Source organism: Saccharopolyspora sp. NPDC000359 (assembly GCF_040300525.1).
Taxonomy (GTDB): Bacteria; Actinomycetota; Actinomycetes; order Mycobacteriales; family Pseudonocardiaceae; genus Saccharopolyspora.
This window is the reverse complement of record NZ_JBEPDU010000039.1, coordinates 44,380-66,349: the sequence shown is the minus strand read 5'-3', so window position 1 is coordinate 66,349 and position 21,970 is coordinate 44,380. Positions and strand designations below refer to the sequence as shown.

19 protein-coding genes are annotated in these 21,970 nt (G+C 71.2%); 5 read left to right on the top strand and 14 right to left on the bottom strand.

Translation table 11 applies throughout. The features are described 5' to 3' along the window. Nucleotides 1-16 precede the first annotated feature (16 nt). The gene (locus tag ABT324_RS23610) at nt 17-1,147 is read right to left on the bottom strand and encodes a GuaB3 family IMP dehydrogenase-related protein (protein ID WP_351181489.1); all 1,131 of its coding nucleotides are present in this window, start codon (nt 1,145-1,147) and stop codon (nt 17-19) included. A gap of 163 nt (nt 1,148-1,310) precedes the next feature. Then, nucleotides 1,311-2,822 (bottom strand): IMP dehydrogenase, encoded by a 1,512-nt coding sequence (guaB, locus tag ABT324_RS23605; RefSeq protein ID WP_351181486.1) that lies wholly within the window; start codon nt 2,820-2,822, stop codon nt 1,311-1,313. Nucleotides 2,823-3,100: 278 nt separating this feature from the next. Between guaB and ABT324_RS23600 the strand changes: the two genes are divergently transcribed. Further along, nucleotides 3,101-3,472 (top strand): DUF5319 domain-containing protein, encoded by a 372-nt coding sequence (locus ABT324_RS23600; RefSeq protein ID WP_150067426.1) that lies wholly within the window; start codon nt 3,101-3,103, stop codon nt 3,470-3,472. A 72-nt stretch (nt 3,473-3,544) separates the two neighbouring features. On the opposite strand, the gene ABT324_RS23595 is transcribed toward ABT324_RS23600, so the two are convergent. The 4 genes from ABT324_RS23595 to ABT324_RS23580 all read right to left on the bottom strand — a co-directional run bounded on the left by ABT324_RS23595 (nt 3,545) and on the right by ABT324_RS23580 (nt 7,685). Continuing rightward, nucleotides 3,545-4,633 carry an anti-sigma-D factor RsdA gene (locus tag ABT324_RS23595; RefSeq protein WP_351181483.1) on the bottom strand — a complete coding sequence of 363 codons (1,089 nt, stop codon included), beginning with the start codon at nt 4,631-4,633 and terminating at the stop codon, nt 3,545-3,547. After that, the gene (locus ABT324_RS23590; protein WP_093155087.1) at nt 4,634-5,206 is read right to left on the bottom strand and encodes a sigma-70 family RNA polymerase sigma factor; all 573 of its coding nucleotides are present in this window, start codon (nt 5,204-5,206) and stop codon (nt 4,634-4,636) included. 490 nt (nt 5,207-5,696) lie between these two features. Then, nucleotides 5,697-6,293 carry a response regulator transcription factor gene (locus ABT324_RS23585; protein WP_029536209.1) on the bottom strand — a complete coding sequence of 199 codons (597 nt, stop codon included), beginning with the start codon at nt 6,291-6,293 and terminating at the stop codon, nt 5,697-5,699. Between the two features lie 297 nt (nt 6,294-6,590). Then, complete coding sequence (locus ABT324_RS23580; RefSeq protein ID WP_351181480.1) at nt 6,591-7,685, bottom strand: MerR family transcriptional regulator; 1,095 nt, start codon at nt 7,683-7,685, stop codon at nt 6,591-6,593. 199 nt (nt 7,686-7,884) lie between these two features. Between ABT324_RS23580 and ABT324_RS23575 the strand changes: the two genes are divergently transcribed. Then, entirely contained in the window at nt 7,885-8,190 is a 306-nt protein-coding gene (locus tag ABT324_RS23575) for a WhiB family transcriptional regulator (protein ID WP_093155089.1), read from the top strand. Nucleotides 8,191-8,362: 172 nt separating this feature from the next. On the opposite strand, the gene groL is transcribed toward ABT324_RS23575, so the two are convergent. Together groL and groES are read right to left on the bottom strand one after the other, a co-directional pair. Beyond that, entirely contained in the window at nt 8,363-9,994 is a 1,632-nt protein-coding gene (gene groL / locus ABT324_RS23570; protein ID WP_351181477.1) for a chaperonin GroEL, read from the bottom strand. A gap of 131 nt (nt 9,995-10,125) precedes the next feature. Next, a complete protein-coding gene (groES, locus tag ABT324_RS23565) occupies nt 10,126-10,416 on the bottom strand; it encodes a co-chaperone GroES (protein ID WP_093414065.1) in 291 nt (96 codons plus the stop codon). A gap of 772 nt (nt 10,417-11,188) precedes the next feature. Here groES and ABT324_RS23560 point away from each other — a divergent pair. Both ABT324_RS23560 and ABT324_RS23555 read left to right on the top strand, forming a co-directional pair. Beyond that, entirely contained in the window at nt 11,189-12,763 is a 1,575-nt protein-coding gene (locus ABT324_RS23560) for an alkaline phosphatase D family protein (RefSeq protein WP_351181473.1), read from the top strand. 448 nt (nt 12,764-13,211) lie between these two features. Next, on the top strand, nt 13,212-13,754 hold the full coding sequence (locus ABT324_RS23555) for a SanA/YdcF family protein (protein WP_351181470.1): 543 nt from the start codon (nt 13,212-13,214) through the stop codon (nt 13,752-13,754). Nucleotides 13,755-14,420: 666 nt separating this feature from the next. Here ABT324_RS23555 and tsaD read toward each other — a convergent pair. Genes tsaD through tsaB form a run of 3 tightly spaced genes read right to left on the bottom strand, consistent with a single transcriptional unit; the run spans nt 14,421 to nt 16,608 of the window. Further along, nucleotides 14,421-15,476, bottom strand: a complete 1,056-nt coding sequence (tsaD, locus tag ABT324_RS23550) for a tRNA (adenosine(37)-N6)-threonylcarbamoyltransferase complex transferase subunit TsaD (RefSeq protein WP_351181467.1) — start codon at nt 15,474-15,476, stop codon at nt 14,421-14,423. After that, complete coding sequence (rimI, locus tag ABT324_RS23545; protein ID WP_351181464.1) at nt 15,473-15,964, bottom strand: ribosomal protein S18-alanine N-acetyltransferase; 492 nt, start codon at nt 15,962-15,964, stop codon at nt 15,473-15,475. Before rimI ends, tsaD begins: the two co-directional genes overlap by 4 nt. After that, nucleotides 15,961-16,608, bottom strand: a complete 648-nt coding sequence (tsaB, locus tag ABT324_RS23540) for a tRNA (adenosine(37)-N6)-threonylcarbamoyltransferase complex dimerization subunit type 1 TsaB (protein ID WP_351181461.1) — start codon at nt 16,606-16,608, stop codon at nt 15,961-15,963. The genes rimI and tsaB overlap by 4 nt, the downstream gene beginning before the upstream one ends. Before the next feature lie 130 nt (nt 16,609-16,738). Here tsaB and ABT324_RS23535 point away from each other — a divergent pair, with 130 nt between their 5' ends. Then, nucleotides 16,739-17,062: a hypothetical protein gene (locus ABT324_RS23535; protein ID WP_351181458.1), complete on the top strand. Its 324-nt coding sequence runs from the start codon at nt 16,739-16,741 to the stop codon at nt 17,060-17,062. Nucleotides 17,063-17,197: 135 nt separating this feature from the next. Here the strand turns inward: ABT324_RS23535 and allB are convergent, their stop codons facing one another. The 3 genes from allB to gcl form a co-directional block, all read right to left on the bottom strand. Then, nucleotides 17,198-18,553 carry an allantoinase AllB gene (gene allB / locus ABT324_RS23530; RefSeq protein ID WP_351181455.1) on the bottom strand — a complete coding sequence of 452 codons (1,356 nt, stop codon included), beginning with the start codon at nt 18,551-18,553 and terminating at the stop codon, nt 17,198-17,200. Between the two features lie 274 nt (nt 18,554-18,827). Then, entirely contained in the window at nt 18,828-19,949 is a 1,122-nt protein-coding gene (locus tag ABT324_RS23525; RefSeq protein ID WP_351181452.1) for a glycerate kinase, read from the bottom strand. Between the two features lie 281 nt (nt 19,950-20,230). Further along, a complete protein-coding gene (gcl, locus tag ABT324_RS23520; RefSeq protein WP_351181449.1) occupies nt 20,231-21,934 on the bottom strand; it encodes a glyoxylate carboligase in 1,704 nt (567 codons plus the stop codon). Nucleotides 21,935-21,970 lie beyond the last annotated feature (36 nt).

Sequence of the window (21,970 nt, the reverse complement as noted above, 5' to 3'; positions counted from 1 at the left end):
AACAACCGAGGAGGCCTCAGCCCCGAAGAGTCAGGCCGACCTTCTGGAACTCCTTGAGGTCCCGGTAGCCGGTCTTGGCCATCGCGCGGCGGAGACCGCCGAAGAGGTTCAGCGTGCCGTACGGGTCGCTGCTCGGGCCGAACAGCAGCTTCTCCAGGTCCGCGTCCGAACCGGCGAACCCGACGATCTCGCTGCGCGGCAGGCTCGGGTGCGCCGCCGCCGACGTCCAGTAGTAGCCCTGCGCCGGGGACTCGGCCGCCTCGGTCAGCGCCTCGCCGAGCATCACCGCGTCCGCACCGCAGGCGATCGCCTTGGCGATGTCGCCGGAGTAGGCCAGCGCGCCGTCGGCGATCACGTGCACGTACCGGCCGCCGGTCTCGTCCAGGTAGTCGCGGCGGGCCGCGGCGGCGTCGGCGATCGCCGTCGCCATCGGCACCCCGATGCCCAGGACCTGGGTGGTCGTCGACGAGCGGGACTGGCCGAAGCCCACGATCACCCCGGCTGCACCGGTGCGCATCAGGTGCATCGCGGTGCGGTAGTCGCCCACGCCCCCGGCCACCACCGGCACGTCGAGGTCGGCGATGAAGCGCTTGAGGTTCAGCGGCTCGCCGTCCCGCGCCACGTGCTCGGCGGAGATGATGGTGCCCTGCACGACCAGCACCTCGACACCGGCCGCGAGCAGGTCCGGGGTCAGCTCCTCGGCGCGCTGCGGGCTGACCCGCGCGGCCACCGTGACACCGGAGTCCTTGATCTGCTTCAGCGACGCGGCGAGCAGGTCGTGCCGGATCGGCGCGGCGTGCAGCTCCTGCAGCAGGCGGATGGCCGCCTCCGGGTCGCTGTCCTCCTCCGCTGCGCGCACCACGTCGAACAGCTTCTGCTCGACGTTCTCGTGCCGCGCCCACAGCCCCTCGGCGTTGAGCACGCCGAGTCCACCGAGTTCGCCGATGCGCACTGCGGTGGCGGGCGAGACGACCGCGTCCGTCGGGTGCGTGACCAGCGGGATGTCGAAGCGGTACGCGTCCATCTGCCACGCCAGCGACACGTCCTTCGAGGAGCGGGTGCGCCGGGACGGCACGATCGCCACGTCGTCCAAGTCGTAGCCGCGCATCGCCGTGCGGCCCATGCCGATCTCAACCTGATCGCGCACCGTCAGTCCCTTCTCGGAGCACCGCTGTCCAACACGACATTCTCTCTGCGGCATCCGAGTGACGTGCAACGGGGGGCCTTAGCCCTGGGTGACCGGCCGACCACGGCGTCCAGGGTGCGACGCGGCCGCCGCGCCCGAGGACGCGGCGGCCGGGTCGGTGCGGTCAGCGACCGGCGTAGTTCGGCGCCTCGACCGTCATCGTGATGTCGTGCGGGTGGCTCTCCTTGAGACCAGCCGCGGTGATCCGGACCAGCTTCGCGTCCTGCAGCTCCGGGATGGTGTTCGAACCGGTGTAGCCCATGCCCGAGCGCAGGCCGCCGACCAGCTGCGCGACGACCTGGGACAGCGGGCCGCGGAACGGCACCCGGCCCTCGATGCCCTCCGGCACCAGCTTGTCCTCGGAGAGCACGTCGTCCTGGAAGTAGCGGTCCTTCGAGTAGGACTTGCCCTGGCCGCGCGACTGCATCGCGCCCAGCGACCCCATGCCCCGGTAGACCTTGAACTGCTTGCCGTTGACCAGCACCAGCTCGCCCGGTGCCTCGGCGGTGCCCGCCAGCAGACTGCCCAACATCACCGAGCTGGCCCCGGCGGCGATCGCCTTGCCGATGTCCCCGGAGTACTGGATGCCGCCGTCGCCGATGATCGGCACGCCCGCCGGGCGGCAGGCCATGCTCGCCTCGTAGATCGCGCTGATCTGCGGCACGCCGACGCCCGCGACCACGCGGGTGGTGCAGATCGAGCCCGGCCCGACGCCGACCTTGACCGCGTCCGCCCCGGCGTCGATCAGCGCCTGCGCGCCCGCGCGGGTCGCGACGTTGCCGCCGATCACGTCGACGGAGTTGCCGAGCTCCTTCTTCAGCGTGGCGACGGTCTCCAGCACCGAGCGGGAGTGCCCGTGCGCGGTGTCCACGATCAGCACGTCGACGCCTGCGTCCACCAGCGCCATGGCGCGCTCGTGCGAGTCCGCGCCGACGCCGACCGCGGCGCCGCACAGCAGCCGGCCGTCCGGGTCCTTGGTGGCGTCGGGGTACTGCTCGGTCTTGACGAAGTCCTTGACCGTGATCAGGCCGCGCAGCTTGCCCGCGCCGTCCACGATCGGCAGCTTCTCGATCTTGTTCCGGCGCAGCAGCCCGAGCGCGGCCTCGGCGGTGACGCCGACCTGCGCGGTGATCAGCGGCGCGGCGGTCATCACCTCACGCACCCGCCGCGTGTAGTCGGCCTCGAAGCGCATGTCGCGGTTGGTGATGATGCCGACCAGGGTGCCGTCCGGGTCGGTCACCGGGACGCCGGAGATGCGGAAGCGGGCGCACAGCGCGTCCACCTCGGCGAGGGTGTCCTCCGGGGAGCAGGTGACCGGGTCGGTGACCATGCCCGCCTCGGAGCGCTTGACCACCTCGACCTGGGAGGCCTGCTCCTCGACCGAGAGGTTGCGCTGCAGGATCCCGACGCCGCCCTGGCGGGCCATCGCGATCGCCATCCGAGCCTCGGTCACGGTGTCCATCGCGGCCGACAGCAGCGGGACGCGCAGCCGGACGTTGCGGGAGAGCTGCGTCGACGTGTCGACGCCGCTCGGGATGACGTCGGACTCGTCTGGCAGCAGGAGCACGTCATCGAAGGTCAGCCCCAGGGTCGCGAACTTCGAGGGGAGGCCAGGTGCGGTGAGTTCGCTGGTCATGGCGAGGGATGTGCCTTCCTTCACGCTACGGTCCACAACCGGAGGATGCGGCTGGGTCAGTCCTCGGCGATCACGTCGTCGACGGTTACGTCTGGCAACGCGGCATCGGCTTCGGGGATTCCCCCAATGATAGAGACCACAGGTCAGCAGCCGGTTGGGGCATCCGGGCTGTCGTGCGCCAGGCCACCCCGGCGTGCGCGGAACACCGGTCAACACCGCCCCGACAGCCCCACGCGGTGGACGCAGCCGGTACCGTGCGGGCCGTGCCGCACGATCCGATGCCCCCAGACCCGTTCGCGGGCGACCCGGAAGATCCGAGCATGGCACTCGGTGATCACGACGCCGACGACGGGCCGCCGCTCGGTGACGAGGAACGCGCCGAACTGCTCGCCGACCTGACCGACCTCGCGGTCTACCAGGCCCTGCTGGAGCCCCGCGGCATCCGCGGCATCGTGGTGGACTGCGCCGACTGCGGTGAGTGCCACTACCACGACTGGGAGCTCCTGCGGGCCAGCCTGGAGCAGCTGCTGCACGACGGCCGCATGCGCCCGCACGAACCGGCCTTCGACCCGAACCCCAGCGAGTACGTGACCTGGGAGTACTGCCGGGGCTACGCGGACGGCGTCACGGAGAGCGAAACCACGCGCTGACGTCTCGCTGCGCACGAGAAGAGGGCTCCCGCCGCGGCAGGAGCCCTCTTCTCGTTCTGGTCCGCTACCCGGTCACGGGTGGCTGGTGCTGTCCTGCGGGAACAGGCCGCCCCAGCTGCTCGACGGGTTCTCCGAGCTGCCGCTGGTCTCGCTGGGCGAGGTGGTGGTCTCCGTCGGGGTGGACGAGGTCGGCGGGATCGACGAGCTGTCCGTCGGTTCCGGCGGCTCCGTCGGCTGCGACGGCGAGGGCGTCGAGGTCGGCGGGGTGGTCTGCGGGGTCGACTCGTTGCTGGTCGGCTGCTCGCCCTGGTCGATCCGCTTGGTCAGCGAAGCGTGCGCCGCCTGCAGGTCGGACAGGCCGTGCTCGTCGTCGATCACGCGCATCTGCTGTTGCGCGGCCTCCAACGCGGCCTGGGCCGCCGTGCGGTTGCCCCGCTCTATCGCGCTCTCCGCGGTGTTGAGGTCCTCGCGCGCCGAGCTCGCCGCCTGCACCGCGCGGGTGTGGTCGGAGTAGAGCACCTGCGCGACGCCCCACAGCATGTCGCCGGGCTGCGCGTCGCGGGCCGCCACTCCGACACCGGTGAAGCCGATCATCAGCACCGCGGCCGCGGTCGCGACCGGCACCAGGTGCCGCCGCTTGATCCAGCGGCGCGGGCGCGTGCCTGAGGCGATCGCGGTGGCCGCGGTCTCCACGTCGACGAGCTCGCCGATCGGCGAGGAGTCGACGTCCTGCCGCCAGGCCACCAGCAGCGCTTCCAGGCTCGGGCGTTCACCAGCCGCCGGAACCGCCACGTCGGGGTTGGTCCCGCCGAGCGCGTCCAGCAGCGCGTCGTCGTCCTGCAGCGCGGCCAGGTCGATCGGCTCGTCCAGGTCGTCGTGGTCGACCAGTTCGCCGGAATCGGCTGCGTCGTCCCGATCTTCCGGCCGCTGCCGGAAGGCGAGCACCGCGGCGCCGTCCGCATCGGCGTCGCTTCGGGTGGTTTCGGACTCGGCCGAGTCGGAATCCCGATGGTTTTCGCTCAGTTCCGTTCCCTCGTCTGCGGGCTCCCCGGCGGGAGCCACGTCCCGCTCGTCCGCCCGGGTCGAACGGTCTTCGTGCTGGTCGGACTCGACCGGGTCGCGTCCTGCCTGCTCCCCCTCGGGCCCCTTCCGCTCAGCCATTCAGACCACCTCCTCCGCGGACAGCGTCTTTCGCAGCCGGGCCAACGCGCGGTGTTGAGCCACGCGTACCGCGCCCGGCGTCGAACCGACCGCTTCGGCGGTTTCCTCCGCCGACAACCCGACGACCACCCGGAGCAGCAGGATTTCCCGCTGCTTTGCCGGGAGGACGCGAAGCAGTTGCGCCATCCTGCCCGAGAGCTCACCTTGCATCGCCCGCTGCTCCGGACCGGCTTCGGATTCCGGGGTGTCCGGAACGTCCGCCACGGGTTCGGAGCGGTTGCGGGCCAACGCTCGGTGCGCATCAGCCACCTTGTGCGCGGCGATGCCGTACACGAACGCCAGGAACGGACGACCCTGGTCCTTGTAGGAGGGCAACGCGGTCAGCACCGCGAGGCACACCTCTTGGGCCACGTCGTCCGCCGAAGCGAACGACCTCTCGTTTCGTCCGACTCTGGCGCGGCAGTACCGCACCACCAAAGGACGGATTTCGGCCAGCAAGCGCTCGATCGACTGACGATCGCCGTCGACGGCGGCGCTTACAAGAGCGTCCAGCCCGTCCCCCACGTTGGTCATCGCAGACAGCAGCCCTGGTGTTACGCGTTCAAGCGACTCGGATTTGCCCGGCGGACTTCGCGTGCACCGCACGCCACGCCGAGCTCACCGTACCGGCCGTTGAGCGCTCGTTGAACAGGGACTCGGGATCAGGGGCGGACGTGGTCACGCATCCACATCTACCAGACGCCGCACGGGATGGCGTTTCGCCTGGTCATCGAGATCATGCTCGGAACACGGGAGTGGAGTCCGGAGCGATCCCGAGAGGGGCCGGGACGGCATTTCGGGGCTTGTCGCCGCTTTGCCACCTATGCCGCTTCGGCCCGTTACCTCCCGACTTCCGGCAGGGTTGTGGCTCGCGTCACGCTGGCCGACCGGGAACACTCCCGGACCTTCCAGCGGTGACGCGAGCCACAACCACTCCCGTAACGTCAGCTCGCGCAGGGCCAACGTCCTCGTCGAGCACCGGCGACCGCGCGGACCACCCGCCGGCGCGCTCCGCTCGCACGGTTCAAGCGACGAGGCCGCGGCGGAACCCGTGCGCCACCGCTTGGGCGCGGTCGCGGACGCCGAGCTTGCGGAACAGCCGGCGCGCGTGGGTCTTGACCGTGTCCTCCGAGAGGTAGAGCTCCCGGCCGATCTGGCCGTTGCTCTTCCCCTGGCTCATGCCGCGCAGCACCTGGAGCTCGCGCTCCGTGAGCTGCACGCCGGGGTCGGACGGTTGTCGGGGCGCGGGCACCGAGGTGCTCGCCAGGGTGTGCGCCAGCGCCGCGACCAGTTCCGGCCGCGAAGCGTCCCAGCGGAGGTAACCGCGGGCACCACCGGCGATGGCGGCAGCGATGCTGGCCGCGTCGTCGGGAGCGCCGAAGACGATCACGTTGGCTTGCGGGTGCGCCGAGACGAGCCGCCGGGTGGCTTCCACCCCGTTGGGGACCGCGCGTTGCGTGCCGACCAGCACGACGTCCACGGCCTGCCGCGAGAAGCGGGCCAACAGCTCGTCGCCGTGCGCGACGCAATCGATTCGACTCACTCCGGGGACAGCTGACATCACACGAGTGAGCCCTTCCCGGACGCTACGTCGGTCATCGCAGATCAGGACCGTCGTCACGGGAACTCCTTCCTGCAGGCGAGTGACGTTCCACCTCCCCTATCGGACGCAGGGGCCCAAACCTTGACACGATCTGGTGCTTAATCCGTCAAGAATTTCCGCGGCCCCCCGCCCGGCCCCGGTTCACCGGAACGGAGCAAGGAGGTGGGCAACTACCCCGCGCAGTCGCCCATCACCCGTCATACCTGCAGTATTCACCCGATTGCAGCTCGTTGTGACCGCGATTTCGCCCGTCCAGTGGAACCCGACAACTCGTCCTGACACGATCGATGTGATTTAGGACACAGCGAGCTTAACTCATCCCAGGACGGTTTCCGAAACACGCGCCACAGCGGCCTCCAACGACCCGAGCCGTTCCACGTGCGGCGGCAGCGCCTCCGGCGACCACCCGGCACCCGCCGCGAACGCCCGCGCCCGCTGCCGGGTGATCGGGATGTCCTCCAACACCCGGGGCGAGGCGTAGTGCGCCTGGTCCGCCCACAGGACGACGGCGGCGGGCGCGGAGCGCCGGACCGCGGCCGCCAACCCCTCCCGGGGCAGCGACGCGCCGAACAAGCGGTGGCCGACGCGGTTGGCGGCCAGGGCGGCGGCGAGCGCCACGAGTTCGAGCTCCTGCGCCTCGCCGGGCACCGGGGCGAGCACCACCGGACGCGGGTTGAGCGGCGCCGGAGCGGTCGCGATCACCGAGCGCAGCGCCGTGGAGGCGCAGTCGACCAGCAGCTGGAGGACCTCGATGCCGGAACCCGAGCGCTGGCGGCGTTCGCTGACCGCGCGCAGCACCGGCTGCAGCATGCCCTGCCAGGTCGCCACGACACCGTCGGAGCCCATCGCCTCGATCAGCAGCCGCTGCACCGACCAGGAGTCCAGCGCGAGCGCCGCCCGGCCCAGGCCGCGGGCCTGGGGACCGGCGCCGGTGAGCTTGAGGCCGCGCCCCCCGGTGTTGGAGCCGCCGACCAGCTTGATGTCGTCGCCGTCCAGCACGCCGGACAGCAGCACCGGCCCTTCGCCGCCCTCCTCCGGCTTCTCGGCGACCTCGGGCGACGGCTGCGGCGGCGCGGCCACGGCGCGCGCGTAGCGAGCGGCCTCCATCGGCGAGGCACCGCGGAGCAGAGCGCGCTGCATCTGCTCCAGGCGCGCGATGTCGGCAGGGCCGTAGCGGCGGTGGCGACCACTGGTGTGATCACTGGGCCCCAGGCCGTACCGGCGGTCCCAGGTGCGCAGGGTCGCTGGCGCGACACCGAGACGACGGGCCACCGCCGCGACGCTGAGCCGCGGCTCGGCGTCCTCGCCCGGCTCGGCGCCTTCCGAGGTGGCCGGTCGCCCCGCCTGGTCGATCGGGGTGGGGGTGTCCTCCCCCGGTGCAGGTTCCGGCCGCGTCGTCACGCGGGACATATTCCGGTTCTGGCCCGCGCAGGGCAAGCCAGTTCCGAGAACGATCACCTCCCCCGAAAAGATCACTCCAATGATGAACAAGTTTTGGCGCGATAAGGGTTGAACAAGTTTTGGCGCGGTTCTACGGTCGGATCATGCGAGGCTGCGGCGGGCCCGCCGCAGCAGGGAGGGGATCCACCGGTAGGAGGTGGTTGTCGCAATGGCAGACACTCGACGTCTTCCAGGACCGAACGCCGATATCTGGGATTGGCAGATACGGGGCTCCTGTCGAGGTATGGACAGCGCGTACTTCTTTCATCCGGACGGCGAGCGGGGCCCGGCGCGAGCTCGGCGCGAGGCGAAGGCAAAAGAGGTGTGCCAGCACTGCCCGGTGATCGCCCAGTGCCGTGCCCACGCGTTGGCGGTGCAGGAGCCGTACGGCATCTGGGGCGGGCTGTCGGAGTCGGAGCGGGAAGTGATCATCAAAGCGCGCAAGCGGCAGCAGCTGGCGGTCGCGGCCAGCTGACCGGCTTGCGCTGATCGAGGCGCACGCCTCGGTGCCGGAGCCGAATGACCACGAGGGGCGTCATTCGGCTCCGGGCAGGACAACGAGGATCGGGGCGGCACCCGCGCTGGGTACCGCCCCGATCCTCGTGCTGTTCAGCTGTCCCGGCCTGCTGGCCGGTGGTCCACCTCGGTCAGTGGCCGTGCCCGTGGCCGTGGCCGTGACCGTGACCGTGACCGGCGTCGGCCTCTTCCTCCGGCTTCTCCACGACCGCGCTCTCGGTGGTGATGACCATGCGGGCGATGGAGGCCGCGTTGGCGACCGCGGAGCGGGTCACCTTCAGCGGGTCCACGATGCCCGCCTGCACCAGGTCGCCGAACTGCTCGGTGGCCGCGTTGTAGCCCGAGCCCCAGTCAAGGTCGCGGACCTTGGACACCACGACGGCGCCCTCCTGGCCCGCGTTGCTTGCGATCCAGTACAGCGGGGCCTCCAGCGCGCGGCGCACCAGCTGCACGCCGGTGGCCTCGTCACCGGTGAGCCCGAGGTCGTCGGACAGCGCCTTGGCCGCGTGGACCAGGCTGGAGCCGCCGCCGGGCACGCTGCCCTCCTCAGCCGCCGCCTTGGCCGCGGCGACCGCGTCCTCGATGCGGGACTTGCGCTCCTTCAGCTCGGTCTCGGTGGCCGCGCCGACCTTGATCACCGCGACGCCGCCGCCCAGCTTGGCCAGCCGCTCCTGCAGCTTCTCGCGGTCCCAGTCGGAGTCGGTGGCCTCGATCTCCTTGCGGATCTGGTCCACCCGGTCCTGCACGTCCTCGGCCTTGCCGCGGCCGTCGACGATGGTCGTGGTGTCCTTGGTCACGGTGACGCGCCGCGCCGAGCCGAGCACCTCCGGACCGACCTCGGACAGCTTCAGCCCGACCTCGGGCGCGATGACCTGGGCGCCGGTGGCGGCCGCCAGGTCGTCCAGGAACGCCTTGCGGCGGTCGCCGAAGAACGGGGCCTTGACCGCGACGACCTTGAGGGTCTTGCGGATCGCGTTGACGGCCAGGGTGGACAGCGCCTCACCCTCGACGTCCTCGGCGATGATCAGCAGCGGCTTGCCGTTCTGCGCGATCTTCTCCAGCAGCGGCAGCAGGTCCTGCAGGTTGGAGATCTTCTCCCGGTGCAGCAGGATCTGCGCGTCCTCCTGGACGACCTCCTGGCGCTCGGCGTCGGTGACGAAGTGCGGGGAGATGAAGCCCTTGTCGAACTGCAGGCCCTCGGTGATCTCCAGCTCGGTGGCCAGCGTCGAGGACTCCTCGATGCTGATCACGCCGTCCTCGCCGACCTTCTCCATCGCCTCGCCGATCAGCGCGCCGATGGCCTCGTCGCGGGAGGACACGGTGGCGATCTGGGCGATGTTGTCGCGGCCCTTGACCGGGGTGGCCTTGGCCTTGAGGGCCTCCACCACGGCGTCGGTGGCCTTCTGCACGCCGTTGTTCAGCGCCGCAGGGTTCGCGCCCGCGGCCAGGTTGCGCAGGCCTTCGCGGACCAGCGACTGGGCGAGCACGGTGGCGGTGGTGGTGCCGTCACCGGCCACGTCGTTGGTCTTGGTCGCGACGTTCTTGGCGAGCTGGGCGCCGAGGTTCTCGAACGGGTCGTCCAGCTCGATCTCGCGGGCGATGGTCACGCCGTCGTTGGTGATCTGCGGGCCACCGAACTTCTTGTCCAGCACGACGTGCCGACCGCGCGGTCCGAGGGTGACCTTCACCGCGTCGGCGAGCTGGTTGACGCCGCTCTCCAGCGCGCGCCGGGCCTGCTCGTCGAAGGTGATCTGCTTAGCCATGGTTGCAACAGCCCTTCACAGGTACCTGATCTGACTTGCTCGTCGCGGGGCGTGGAGCACCCCGGACATGAATCCGCCCCGGGGTCCCGCGGTCGGGACCGCCGGGGCGGCACTGCTCGCGCGTGGTTGCGTCAGTTGACGACGGCCAGCACGTCGCGGGCGGAGAGGATCAGGTACTCCTCACCGTTGTACTTGACCTCGGTGCCGCCGTACTTGGAGTAGATGACGACGTCGCCTTCCTTGACATCCACCGGGATGCGGTTGCCCTTGTCGTCGATGCGACCCGGGCCGACGGCCAGAACCTTGCCCTCCTGGGGCTTCTCCTTGGCGGTGTCCGGGATCACGATGCCGGACGCAGTCGTCGTCTCGGCCTCGCTCGCCTGGACCACGATCTTGTCCTCAAGCGGCTTGATGCTCGCCACGGTGTGACCTCCACCTTCTGGGGCCTTCGAAGCGTTGTCTGGGTTAAGACGGCTCCGTGGCTCCCCGCCGTCGCGGGTGCCGGGGCGCTGCGGCGCCGTTCTGCTAGCACTCTACCGACGAGAGTGCCAACGCTCAACAACCACCCATGTCCCCCGAAAGCTGGAGTCTCCCAGCCGCCCCCCGACGGCCGCTCAGCGCGGTGGCCCGAACGCCAACGACCCCGCCACGCACCGTGCCCGAGCCGGTTCGGACCGCGATGTCGACGCCCGGGGGCGCCCCGACCTGGGACGTTGTCACGATTGATCAACTCTGCGTGATCTTCGCAGGTAGATCGGCATGCGGGAAAACTCACCCATGCCGGAGGGGGTGCACGCGTGGGGCGTTCGGTGCCCTAAGTTGCCAGGCATGCCAGCCCTCTCCAAGCCCGCGAACCGGCCGTGGGAACGACGTCCCCGACCCGCGCGCCCACCCGGCCCGCCCGGTCCGCCGACCCGGGCCGGTTGGCGCCCGAAGTGATCCGGAGCCCGTCCCCCGCCCGGCCCGGTGGACCGGCGCGAACGACGAGCCACGACCAGTCCCCGTTCTGAGCAACGCAACTGCGCCCAGCGCTCCGGCGCTGGGCGCAGTTGCGTCCACGCTCGTTGGTGCAGGCCCCGCAAGTCCTTCGGCTGAACGGGGTAGGGGGCGCGGGAGTTCGTCAGAAGTTCACGTGGAGCTCCAGGTGCTCCGGTAGTTTCCGGCGCTCGACCGGTACGAACTGGAGGGCTTGCGATGACCGAATCCCCCGTCCCGTTACCCAGCCGCATCAGCCGACGCGCCGTGCTCCTCGGCGGCGCGGCCGCGCTCGGGGCCACCGCGCTCGGCGGTTCCGCGCTGGCCAACGCGCTTTCCCTACCCGGTGCGGGCGCCCGCCGCCTCGCCGATCCGTTCACCCTCGGCGTCGCCTCCGGTGATCCGCTGCCCGACGGGGTAGTGCTGTGGACCCGGCTGGCGCCGAAGCCGACCGCCGACGACGGGCTGGGCGGCATGCCCGACAAGGTCGTCCCGGTGCAGTGGGAGGTCGCCGAGGACGAGCAGTTCAGCAAGGTCGTGCAGAGCGGCGAGGCCCAGGCCGCGCCGGAGCTCGGGCACAGCGTGCACGTCGAGCTGGAGGGCCTGCGGCCGGGCGCGGAGTACTTCTACCGGTTCCGCGCCGAAGGTGAGATCTCGCCGGTGGGCCGCACCCGCACCGCACCCGCGCCGGACGCGCTCGACGAGCTGACCATGTGCTTCGCCTCCTGCGCCCACTACGGCGAGGGCTACTTCACCGCCTACCGGCGCATCGCCGAGGACAACCCGCACCTGGTCCTGCACCTCGGCGACTACCAGTACGAGTACGCCGCCAAGGACGAGGACGTGCGCGAGGTGCTGGGCCCGGAAACCCGGACCCTGGCCAACTACCGGCAGCGGCACGGCCAGTACAAGACCGACCCCGACCTGCAGCTGGCGCACGCGACCGCGCCGTGGGTGGTGGTCTGGGACGACCACGAGGTGGAGAACAACTGGGCCGACGAGGTCCCGGGGAAGCCCGACGACGACTTCCTGGACCGGCGCAAGGCCGCCTTCCAGGCCTACTACGAGAACATGCCGCTGCGCAGCACGGCCAAGCCCTCGGGCATCGACCTCCAGCTCTACCGGCGGGTCCAGTGGGGTTCGCTGGTCAACTTCCACATGCTCGACACCCGCCAGTACCGCGACGACCAGGCCTGCGGCGACGGCACGCAGTCCGGGTGCGACGAGCGCGAGGACCCGAAGCGCTCGATCACCGGCGCCGAGCAGGAGGAGTGGCTCCTCGAGGGGTTCCGCCAGACCACCGCGCGCTGGGACGTGCTCGGCCAGCAGGTGTTCTTCTCCAAGCTCGACCGCACCCCGGGCGCCGAGGAGGGCTACAGCATGGACGCCTGGGACGGCTACGTGGCCAACCGCGACCGGATCGCCGACGCGATGGCCGACAGCGCGGTCCGCAACGGCGTGGTGCTCACCGGTGACGTGCACCGGCACTGGGCCGCGGAGATCAAGCGGACCCACGACGAGCCCGACTCCCCCGCCGTCGGCACCGAGTTCGTCACGACCTCGGTGACCAGCGGCGGCGACGGCAACGACGGTGGCAACGAGGACGTGCTGGAGGAGAACCCGCACGTGAAGTTCTACGCCAACCGGCGGGGCTACGTGCGGACCGCGTTCACCGCGGGCGAGCTGCGCGTGGACTACCGCGTGCTGGCGAAGGTCTCCGAGGAGGACGCCCCGGCCAAGACCGCGAAGTCCTTCGTCGTCGAGGACGGCAAGCCGGTGCTGAACCCGGTGTGATCGGGCGCGGGTGTGCCGGTCCCGCCAGGTCCGGCGCACCCGCTCCGGTTGACGCGAGGTCCGCCTCCTCGCGGTTGATCCGCCCGTTCCGCACCGCGCCGTTCTCGGCGCAGCTGCTCCCGCCAGGTCCTCAACCTGCCCGAGCAGGACTGGCGCCGGCGGGTGTCCAGGCTCGACATCGCGGTCATGATGAGCCCGCAGCCGTGCGCTCACCGAGTTGGTGGCCCACCTCGGGCGCGTCGGCTTCGCCCGCAGCACCGACCTCCTGAACGTCACCCCACCGCCGCTGCGCCGCACCGTTTCACCGCCGCACCGTCGCTGCGCCCCTGGGCGCCGACACCGCTGCGGTCGGACAGCCCGATCCCGACCCGCGGTCAGGCACGGCTGGCAGACTTGGCGCGTGCGTGGATTGCGGGTTGGGCTCGTGGGACTTGTCGGGCTCGGTGTGGTGACCGGAGTGCCTTCGGTGTGGGCGTTCGCGCGCAGCGCGGACCGCATCCGGTCGGCCGCCGACGTCCCGGGGACCGAGGTCGGGCTGGTGCTCGGTGCCGGGGTGCGCTGGGACGGCACGCCGAGCCTGATCCTGCAGGGACGGCTCGACGTGGCCAAGGACCTGTACGAGGCCGGGAAGATCCGGCGGATCATCGTCAGCGGCAGCCCGGAGTCCCGCGGCTGCAGCGAACCCGCGGTGATGCGCCACCACCTGGTGTCGAACGGCGTCCCGGCGGACGTGATCGTGCTCGACGAAACCGGTGTGGACACCTGGCAGTCCTGCCGCCGCGCGGCGGGCGAGTTCGGCCTCCGCGAGCTGACGGTGATCAGCAGCCGCTTCCACCTCCGCCGCGCGGTGGCGATGTGCCGCCGCCTCGGCGTGGACGCCCACGGCGTCGGCCACGACGCGGCGGCGGACTGGCGCCTCGAACGAGTTGCGGCCCGAGGCGCCCGCCGAGAACTCCTGGCCACGGTCAAAGCCTTCTGGTACAGCCACTGACCCCACCACCAAACCAACCACGGTTCCCAACCGAGACCGCACCCCTCCCCATCACCCACATCCACAGTTGCAACTGAAACTGTGGCCCTCCCGGTCGTCCGGGTCCGCAGTTTCAATTGAAACTGCGATCTCCAGGCACGACGAATCGCAGTTTCAATTGAAACTGCGCCCTTCGGCGCGCCAGGAGACTGGTTGACCGGTGGGTCGACGGACTGCCGGGTCAGCAGATCAGCGCATCGGCGCGGCGGGGCCCCCGGGTTTCGATTGGCACTGGAGCGAGGTGCAGTGCTCGACGGGCCCTGGTTGTGATTGACGTCGTTTTCCGAGTTCACGGGGTTCTCAGTGACGGAGGGCGTGGGCAGGTTGGCCCGGGGCGTGGATCTTCGCGGCTCCAATGAGGTGATCTCAGTGAGGGCATCCCGACGCATCACCGGCGTGTCGGGTGCCCGACACACCGGTGGTTACAGTTTCAATTGAAACTGTGTATCATCCGGCAACTCACCTGTGCGGGTCCGGTGAGATCACCTCAATGGAAGTCAGGTGTGTGGTTTCCAATTGGAATCGCGTTCGGGATGACTCGCCGTCGGCGTGTCGGAGGTCTACTCGCCGACGGCGCGTGGGTTCCGTTGAGATCGGGCGTGCGATTCCAAGGGAACTTGCGGGGGGTTACTGGACGACGATGGTGCTGACCGGCAGGCCTGGGTTGGCGGGCATGTCCAGGGGGGAGGGCTTCGCGCCGGAGGCCAGGACGTGGGCTCCCAGGGCCGCGATCATCGCGCCGTTGTCCGTGCACAGGCGTGGGCGCGGGACGCGGAGCTCGATGCCCGCCTCGGCGCAGCGCTGGGCAGCCAGTTCCGAGAGTCGGGAGTTCGCCGCCACACCACCGGAGATCACCAGCGTGCTCACGTCCAGGTCCTGCGCCGCGCGCACCGCCTTCGCGGTCAGCACGTCGGCCACCGCCTCCTGGAACGAGGCGCACACGTCCGGGACCGGGATCTCGCGGCCCTCGCGCTGCTCGGTCTCCACCCAGCGGGCGACCGCTGTCTTGAGGCCGGAGAAGGAGAAGTCGTACTTCGCGTCGCGCGGGCCGGTGAGGCCGCGGGGGAACGTGATCGCCTTCGGGTTCCCGAGCTTGGCCTGCTGGTCGATCGGCGGGCCGCCGGGGTACGGCAGGTCGAGGATGCGGGCGACCTTGTCGTAGGCCTCGCCCGCCGCGTCGTCGATGGTGGTGCCGACCTCGGTGATCTTGTCGGCGATGCCCTCCACCAGCAGCAGCTGGGAGTGCCCGCCGGAGACCAGCAGCGCCAGGCAGCGCTCCGGCAGCGGCCCGTGCTCCAGGGTGTCCACCGCGACGTGCCCGCCGAGGTGGTTGACGCCGTACAGCGGCACGCCGAGCGCGGCGGCGTAGGCCTTGGCCGCCGCGACGCCGACCATCAGCGCACCCGCCAGGCCCGGCCCGGCGGTCACCGCGATGGCGTCCACATCGGACAGTTCGAGGCCCGACTCGTCCAGCGCGCGGCGCATCGTCGGCGCCATCGCGGCCAGGTGCGCGCGGCTGGCGATCTCCGGCACCACACCGCCGAAGCGGGCGTGCTCGTCGACGCTGGAGGCCACCGCGTCGGCCAGCAGCTCGACCGTGCCGTCCGCGGCCAGCCGCACCAGCCCGACTCCGGTCTCGTCGCAGGAGCTCTCGATGCCGAGCACCACCCGGTCCGCAGTCATTCCCCGGTCTCCGTTCCCACCGCGGGCCGCCGCATGGTGTGCGCGTCGGCCCCGGACGGCTGGTAGTAGCGCTTGCGCAGCCCGACGATCTCGAAGCCGTGCTTGCGGTACATCGCGATCGCGGTTTCGTTGTCGGTGCGCACTTCCAGGAAGGTCGTCGCCCGCTGCTCGTCGGCGCGCGCCAGCAGCGCCCGAAGCAGCGCCTTGCCCGCGCCGCGCCCCTGGTGCGCGGGGTCGACGCCGATGGTGTGCACCTCGGCCTCGGCGTGCGGCGGGCGGCCGGCGACCGCCAGCCCGGCGTAGCCGATCAGCTGCTCACCGAGGTAGGCGCCGACGTAGTAGTGGCCCTGGTCGAGTTCGGCGGCGAACGCCTGCCACGACCACGGGTCGTCGCCGGGGAAGAGCACCTGCTCCAGCTGCGCGCAGCGCTTGATGTCGCTGCGGCGGAGCTTGAGCACCTGCGGCGCGGTGGTCGCGCGATCGGTCACTTCCCACCCCTGGTCAGCACGGACTTCCGCTTGCTCGGCAGCTCCGCGTCCGGTCGCCGCAGGTAGAGCGGCACCAGCGGGGCTGGTTCGGCGCCGAGTGCCGCCGCCGCGACCAGGCCGACCGGTGTGGGGTGGCGCGGCTCGACGGCGGGCAGGTCGAACGCCTCGGCCAGCTCGCCCGCGACCGCGGTGCAGCCCTCGGTCGGCACGTCGGCGGGGCGCTGGACGTGCGGGCCGTCGATCCGGGTGCCGCCGGAGTAGACCGCCCAGTAGGCCTCCTTGCGGCGCGCGTCGGTGGCGACCAGCAGCCGCCCGTCGACGTCGGCCTGCGCGGCGATCGCGTCGAGGCTGCACACCGGGTGCACCGGTCGGCGGCACGCCTGGCCGAGGGCGGCGGCGGTCACCATGCCGACGCGCAGACCGGTGAACGGCCCGGGTCCCGCGCCGACGACGACCGCATCGGCGTCGGTCAGCCGGTGCCCGGCCTCGGTCATGGCGTCGAGGAGCTGCGGCATCAGCAGCTCACCGTGGGCGCGCGGGTTGATGGTGACGCGTTCGGCGAGCGAGCGGGGCCCACCGTCGTCCAGCGCGACCAGCCCGGCGGTGACCGCGGGGGTCGAGGTGTCCAGCGCAATGACGAGCACGATTACTCAGCGTACGTCAGCGCTGGTGGCGAGGGTCCTGCCACCCCGCGCGGTGCGGGTGGGGCGGGAGCGCCCGGTGCGCTGGGAAGATGCCCGCTGCACGCAGGTCCGGCGACCCAGGAGGTGCCCGATGTTCGGCAGCAAGCGCGAGGCGCACATCATCGTGCTCAACGACTTGGACGAGGGCAGGGAGGCCGTTCGGCGCACGTTGGAGGTCGCGGCCGCCGAGGACGTGCCGGGCCTGCAGCGGGCCCTGCGGATCCTCGACTCGACGCGCACCGCGGAGGACCCGAAGATCCGCTGGACCCGACAGGTCCTGGAGAAGGCCGGGATCGATCCGCTGGAGCGCGAGGTGCAGGCGGTCCGCGAGCTGCGCAAGGAACTGCCCGGCCTGTCCCTGGTGGCCGCCGTGGAGATGGTCCGCGCGCTGAACCCGGAGGCGCGCAACCGCTGATCAGGCTCGTGAGCGCGGGCGGTCGCTCTTACAACCATCCGCACTCACGACCCCGCACCTGCGCGAACGGGCCCCGGCGCGGGGTCGTGAGCGCGTAACGGTGTTCGAACACTGTTACGCACTCACGACCGCTCGTCAGCGGGTCAGGAGCTGGCCCTGCGGGGTGGTCGCCGCGTCGGGGCCGACGACCTGCGTACCGCGGAGCCAGGTCTCGCGCACCACACCCGCCAGCGGGCGGCCGTGGTACGGGGAGACCGGGTTGCGGTGGTGGAGCTGGTCGACGTCCACCACGAAGGCCGCGTCCGGGGCGAACACGCAGAAGTCCGCGTCCTGGCCGACCGCGATGGAACCCTTGCGGCGCACGCCGGCGAGCTCGGCGGGCTTGCGGGACATCCACCGCACCACGTCGGCCAGGCCGTGGCCGCGCACCCGCGCCTGCGTCCACACCGCCGACAGGCCGAGCTGGAGGCTGGACACGCCGCCCCAGGCGACACCGAAGTCGCCGATGTCGAACCGCTTGAGCTCCGGGGTGCACGGCGAGTGGTCGCTGACCACGCAGTCGATGGTCCCGTCGGCCAGGCCCTGCCAGAGCAGTTCGCGGTTGCGCGCTTCGCGGATCGGCGGGCAGCACTTGAACTGGGTCGCGCCGTCGGGGACCTCCTCGGCGCTGAAGCTCAGGTAGTGCGGGCAGGTCTCGACGGTGACCTTGACGCCGTCGGCGCGCGCGGAGGCGATCATCGGCAGCGCGTCCGAGGAGGACAGGTGCAGGATGTGCACGCGTCCGCCGATCCGCCGGGCGAGCTCGATGACCTGCGCGATGGCCACGTTCTCGGCGCCGCGCGGGCGGGAGTTGAGGAAGTCGCCGTAGGTCTCGCCGTGCGCGGTGGGTGCGTGCTCGATGGCGTCGGAGTCCTCGGCGTGCACGATCATCATGGCGTCGTAGCGGGCGAGCTCGCGCAGCGCCTCGTCCAGCTCGGCCGGGCTCAGCGGCGGGAACTCGTCGACCCCGGAGTGCAGCAGGAAGCACTTGAAGCCGAACACCCCGGCCTCGTGCAGTCCGCGCAGCTCGGCGAGGTTGCCGTGCACCGCGCCACCCCAGAAGCCGACGTCGATGTGCGCCTTCTCGCGGGCGGTCTTGCGCTTGACCTCCAGCGCGCCGGTGTCGATGGTCGGCGGGAGGCTGTTCAGCGGCATGTCCAGGATGGTGGTGACGCCGCCTGCCGCGGCGGCCCGGGTGGCGGTGTCGAAGCCCTCCCACTCGGTGCGGCCGGGGTCGTTGACGTGCACGTGGGTGTCGACCAGCCCCGGCAGCAGCACCTCGTCCGCGGCGAGCTCGACGGTGCGGGCGGCGTCGAGCTGGGCGTCGAGCGGTTCGACGGCGGCGATGCGGCCGTCGCGGACGCCGACGCTGCCGGACGTCTCCCCGTTCGGGCCGATGAGCCGTCGCGCGCGGAACACGACGTCGAACGTCCCGGTGGCTGCCTCGGACAACTCGGTTACCTCCTGAGCTCAGATGTTCAACAAAGTGTTGAACTTTTCGGCGGTTCCGGTCAAGACCCCGCGGCCGGGACGAGATTTTCGCATCGCGAAGTATACTTACCGATGGCCGAAATACTCGACCTCCGAGCGCGGCCCGTCAAGGGCCCGCCGCCCGCGCATCGATTAAGCGCCCAGGCCCCACCTCCGGGAACCACGCAAGACGCGATCCCAGTGGCGGTCGGGTGTCCGACCGCCACTGGGATCGCGTCGGGGTAGGTCGTGACCTCTAGAGGTGGTTCTCGGCGATCCGCTCCGCCAGGGCGGGCAGCAGGGTCGCCGCCTCCCGGATGCAGCGCTGGGGGTCCGGTTCGATGTCGGTGAGCGCGTACACCGCCTCGACGCCCGCTTCGCGGAGGCGCTCCGGCGGGAGTTCCGAGCGCCCGGCCACCGCCACCACCGGGACGCCCGCCGCGCGGGCCCGGGCGGCGACCCCGGCCGGGCCCTTGCCGTTGAGCGTCTGCTCGTCGATGGAGCCCTCGCCGATGATCACCAGGCCCGCGCCGGAGAGCTGGCGGTCGAAGTCGATCAGCTCCAGGACCACGTCCACGCCGGGGCGCATCCGGGCGCCGAGCACCGCGAGGGCCGCGTAACCGACCCCACCGGCCGCACCGGCTCCCGGCTGGTCCGCCACGTCGCGGCCGCCCGCCGCCAGCACCGCGCGGGACCAGTTCGCCAGCGCCTCGTCCAGCAGGCGCACCTGGTCGGGGTCGGCGCCCTTCTGCGGGCCGTAGACGTGGGCCGCGCCGCGCTCGCCGAGCAGCGGGTTGTCCACATCGGACGCGAGGACCACCTCGACCTCGGCCAGCCGCGGGTCCAGCCCGGAGAGGTCCGCGGAGGCCACCCGGGCCAGTGGTCCACCGCCTGGGGGCAACGGGTGCTCCGCAGCATCCAAAACCCGCGCCCCCAGGACGGTGAGCATTCCGGCGCCGCCGTCGGTGCACGCGCTGCCACCAACGCCGAGCACCACGGTGCGCGCGCCCGCGTCGAGCGCCGCCAGGACCGCCTCGCCGGTGCCCTCGCTGGACGCCGCCAGCGGGGCCAGCTCGTCCGGGTCCAGCAGCGCCAGCCCGGAGGCCGACGCCAGCTCGACCACGGCCGTGTCGTCGAACACCGCGATCTCGGTGTCCACCGGCTCGCCTACCGGCCCCGCGACGCGGACCGGGATCGGCACGTAGCCGCTGGCCACCGCGGCCTGCACGGTGCCGTCCCCACCGTCGGCCACCGGGGCGGAGCGGACCTCCACCTCGGGCCGGACCCGGCGCAGGCCGGTGGCCACCGCGGCGGCCACCTCCGGCGCGGTCAGCGAGCCCTTGAACTTGTCCGGCGAGATCAGGACGGGTCCAGGCAAAGCGAACTCCTGTGTGCAGGGGGGTGGTGTCCCCGCCGAGACGCCCGGCACGTGCTCGGCGGGGAACACCGAGGGTCATCGGGTATTCCACCCGAGGACCCCGTCTGGGGAAAGTGGGGACGGCGCTCGCCGGTACGCCACCGCGCGTTCCGGCGAGCGCTCCCCTCGCGGGGCTGCCCTGGAAGCCCCGCTGGGGTGCGGGAGTGTGACAGGACCGTTCGGCCCGGTTCCCAACGGGCCGAACGCTCCACCGCACCCCGAGCTCTGCGCCGCTGGGCTGCTCAGGCGTTCGGCACCGGTTCCGGCTCGATCATGGCGTCGATGCGGATGCCCCGGGCCGTGTTGGCCTCGCGCTCGATCATCACCTCGACCAGGACCGGGCGGCTGGTGGCGACGGCCTCCTTGCGGGCCCACTCGATCGTGTCGGCCAGGTCGCCCGGCTCGAACACCCGGCGGCCGGAGCAGCCGTAGGCCTCCATGATCTTGACGTTGTCCGTGCCGTGGTCGTCGTAGTGGATGTCGACCTCGGTCTTCATCCCGAACGCGTCGCCCTCGGCCTGGCGGATCAGGCCCAGGTACTCGTTGTTCAGCATGATGATCACGAACGGGACGTCGTACTGGGCGGCCACCGCCAGCTCCTCGACCAGGAACTGGAAGGAGTAGTCGCCGACCACCGCGACCACCTCGGCATCCGGCTCCGCGGCCTTCACGCCGATCGCCGCCGGGATCTCCCAACCGAGCGGACCGGCCTGGCCGCACACCTGGTAGTGCCGCGGCAGGTGCGCGTTCTGGAACTGGCCGCCCCAGATCTGGTACAGGCCGATCGCAGTGACGAAGTAGGTTTCCGGCGGGAAGATCTCGTTGATCTCCCGGTACACCCGCGGCGCCTTGATCGGAACCGTGTCGTAGTCGTCCGGCCGGGTCAGGGTCTGCTTGAGCACGCCGACCCTGGAGACCCACGCCGAGTAGTCCTTGCTGGCCCCGCGCTTGCGGGCGGCGTCGAGCAGCGCGTCCAGGAACAGCCGGGTGTCCGAGACGATGCCCAGGTCCGGGCCGAACACCTTGCCGATCTGGGTGGGCTCGATGTCGACGTGGATGAACTTGCGGTCACCGCGGTAGACGTCGAGGGCCCCGGTGTGCCGGTCGCCGAAGCGGGCGCCCAGCGCCAGCACCAGGTCTGATTCCAGGAACGACTGGTTGCCGTAGCGCTGGCTGGTCTGGATGCCGGTCATGCCGGCGAACAGCTCGTGGTCCTCCGGGAAGGAACCCTTGCCCATCAGGGTGATCTGCACCGGCACGCCCAGCAGCTCGGCCAGCTCGCGCACCTGCTCGTGGGCGTCGCCGAGGATCACACCGCCACCGGCGAGGATCAGCGGCCGGTCGGCCTCCAGCAGCAGGTCCAGCGCGCGCTCCACCCGCGGCAGGTGCGGCTCGACGCGTGGGACCGGCAGCGGGGCGTCCAGCGCCGGGTCCCACTCGATCTCCTGCTTCTGCACGTCCAGCGGCAGGTCGATCAACACCGGGCCCGGGCGGCCGGAACGGGCGGTGCGGAAGGCCTCGCGGAAGATCCACGGCGCCTGCGCGGCCTCCTTGACCTGCACCGCCCACTTGGTGACCGGCTTGGCGATGTCGACGATGTCGACCGCCTGGAACGCCTCCTGGTGCAGCTTGTTGGAGACGGCCTGGCCGGTGATGCACAGGATCGGAATGGAGTCGGCGATCGCGGTGTAGAGCCCGGTGATCATGTTGGTGCCAGCCGGACCAGAGGTGCCGATGGCCACGCCGACGTTGCCGTTGGTGCGGGCCCAGCCGTCGGCCATGTGGGTGGCACCCTCTTCGTGGCGGACGATGAGGTGCTTGATGCCGCTGTCCTCCATCGCCGCGTACAGCGGGAGGATCGCGGCGCCGGGGCAGCCGAAGGTGACGTCCACGCCCTCGGACTTGAGCACGTCGACGACGGCCTGCATGACAGGGACTTTGGCCATGGTGTAAGACTTCCTCTCGGGTGCTGCGCGCACCTT

Coding starts and splice junctions, on each gene's coding strand:
- guaB (WP_351181486.1), bottom strand. CDS start 2,822: ATGACCAGCGAACTCACCGCACCTGGCCTCCCCTCGAAGTTCGCGACC.
- ABT324_RS23600 (WP_150067426.1), top strand. CDS start 3,101: ATGCCCCCAGACCCGTTCGCGGGCGACCCGGAAGATCCGAGCATGGCA.
- ABT324_RS23595 (WP_351181483.1), bottom strand. CDS start 4,633: ATGGCTGAGCGGAAGGGGCCCGAGGGGGAGCAGGCAGGACGCGACCCG.
- ABT324_RS23590 (WP_093155087.1), bottom strand. CDS start 5,206: ATGACCAACGTGGGGGACGGGCTGGACGCTCTTGTAAGCGCCGCCGTC.
- ABT324_RS23580 (WP_351181480.1), bottom strand. CDS start 7,685: ATGTCCCGCGTGACGACGCGGCCGGAACCTGCACCGGGGGAGGACACC.
- ABT324_RS23575 (WP_093155089.1), top strand. CDS start 7,885: ATGGCAGACACTCGACGTCTTCCAGGACCGAACGCCGATATCTGGGAT.
- groL (WP_351181477.1), bottom strand. CDS start 9,994: ATGGCTAAGCAGATCACCTTCGACGAGCAGGCCCGGCGCGCGCTGGAG.
- ABT324_RS23560 (WP_351181473.1), top strand. CDS start 11,189: ATGACCGAATCCCCCGTCCCGTTACCCAGCCGCATCAGCCGACGCGCC.
- tsaD (WP_351181467.1), bottom strand. CDS start 15,476: ATGACTGCGGACCGGGTGGTGCTCGGCATCGAGAGCTCCTGCGACGAG.
- ABT324_RS23535 (WP_351181458.1), top strand. CDS start 16,739: ATGTTCGGCAGCAAGCGCGAGGCGCACATCATCGTGCTCAACGACTTG.
- gcl (WP_351181449.1), bottom strand. CDS start 21,934: ATGGCCAAAGTCCCTGTCATGCAGGCCGTCGTCGACGTGCTCAAGTCC.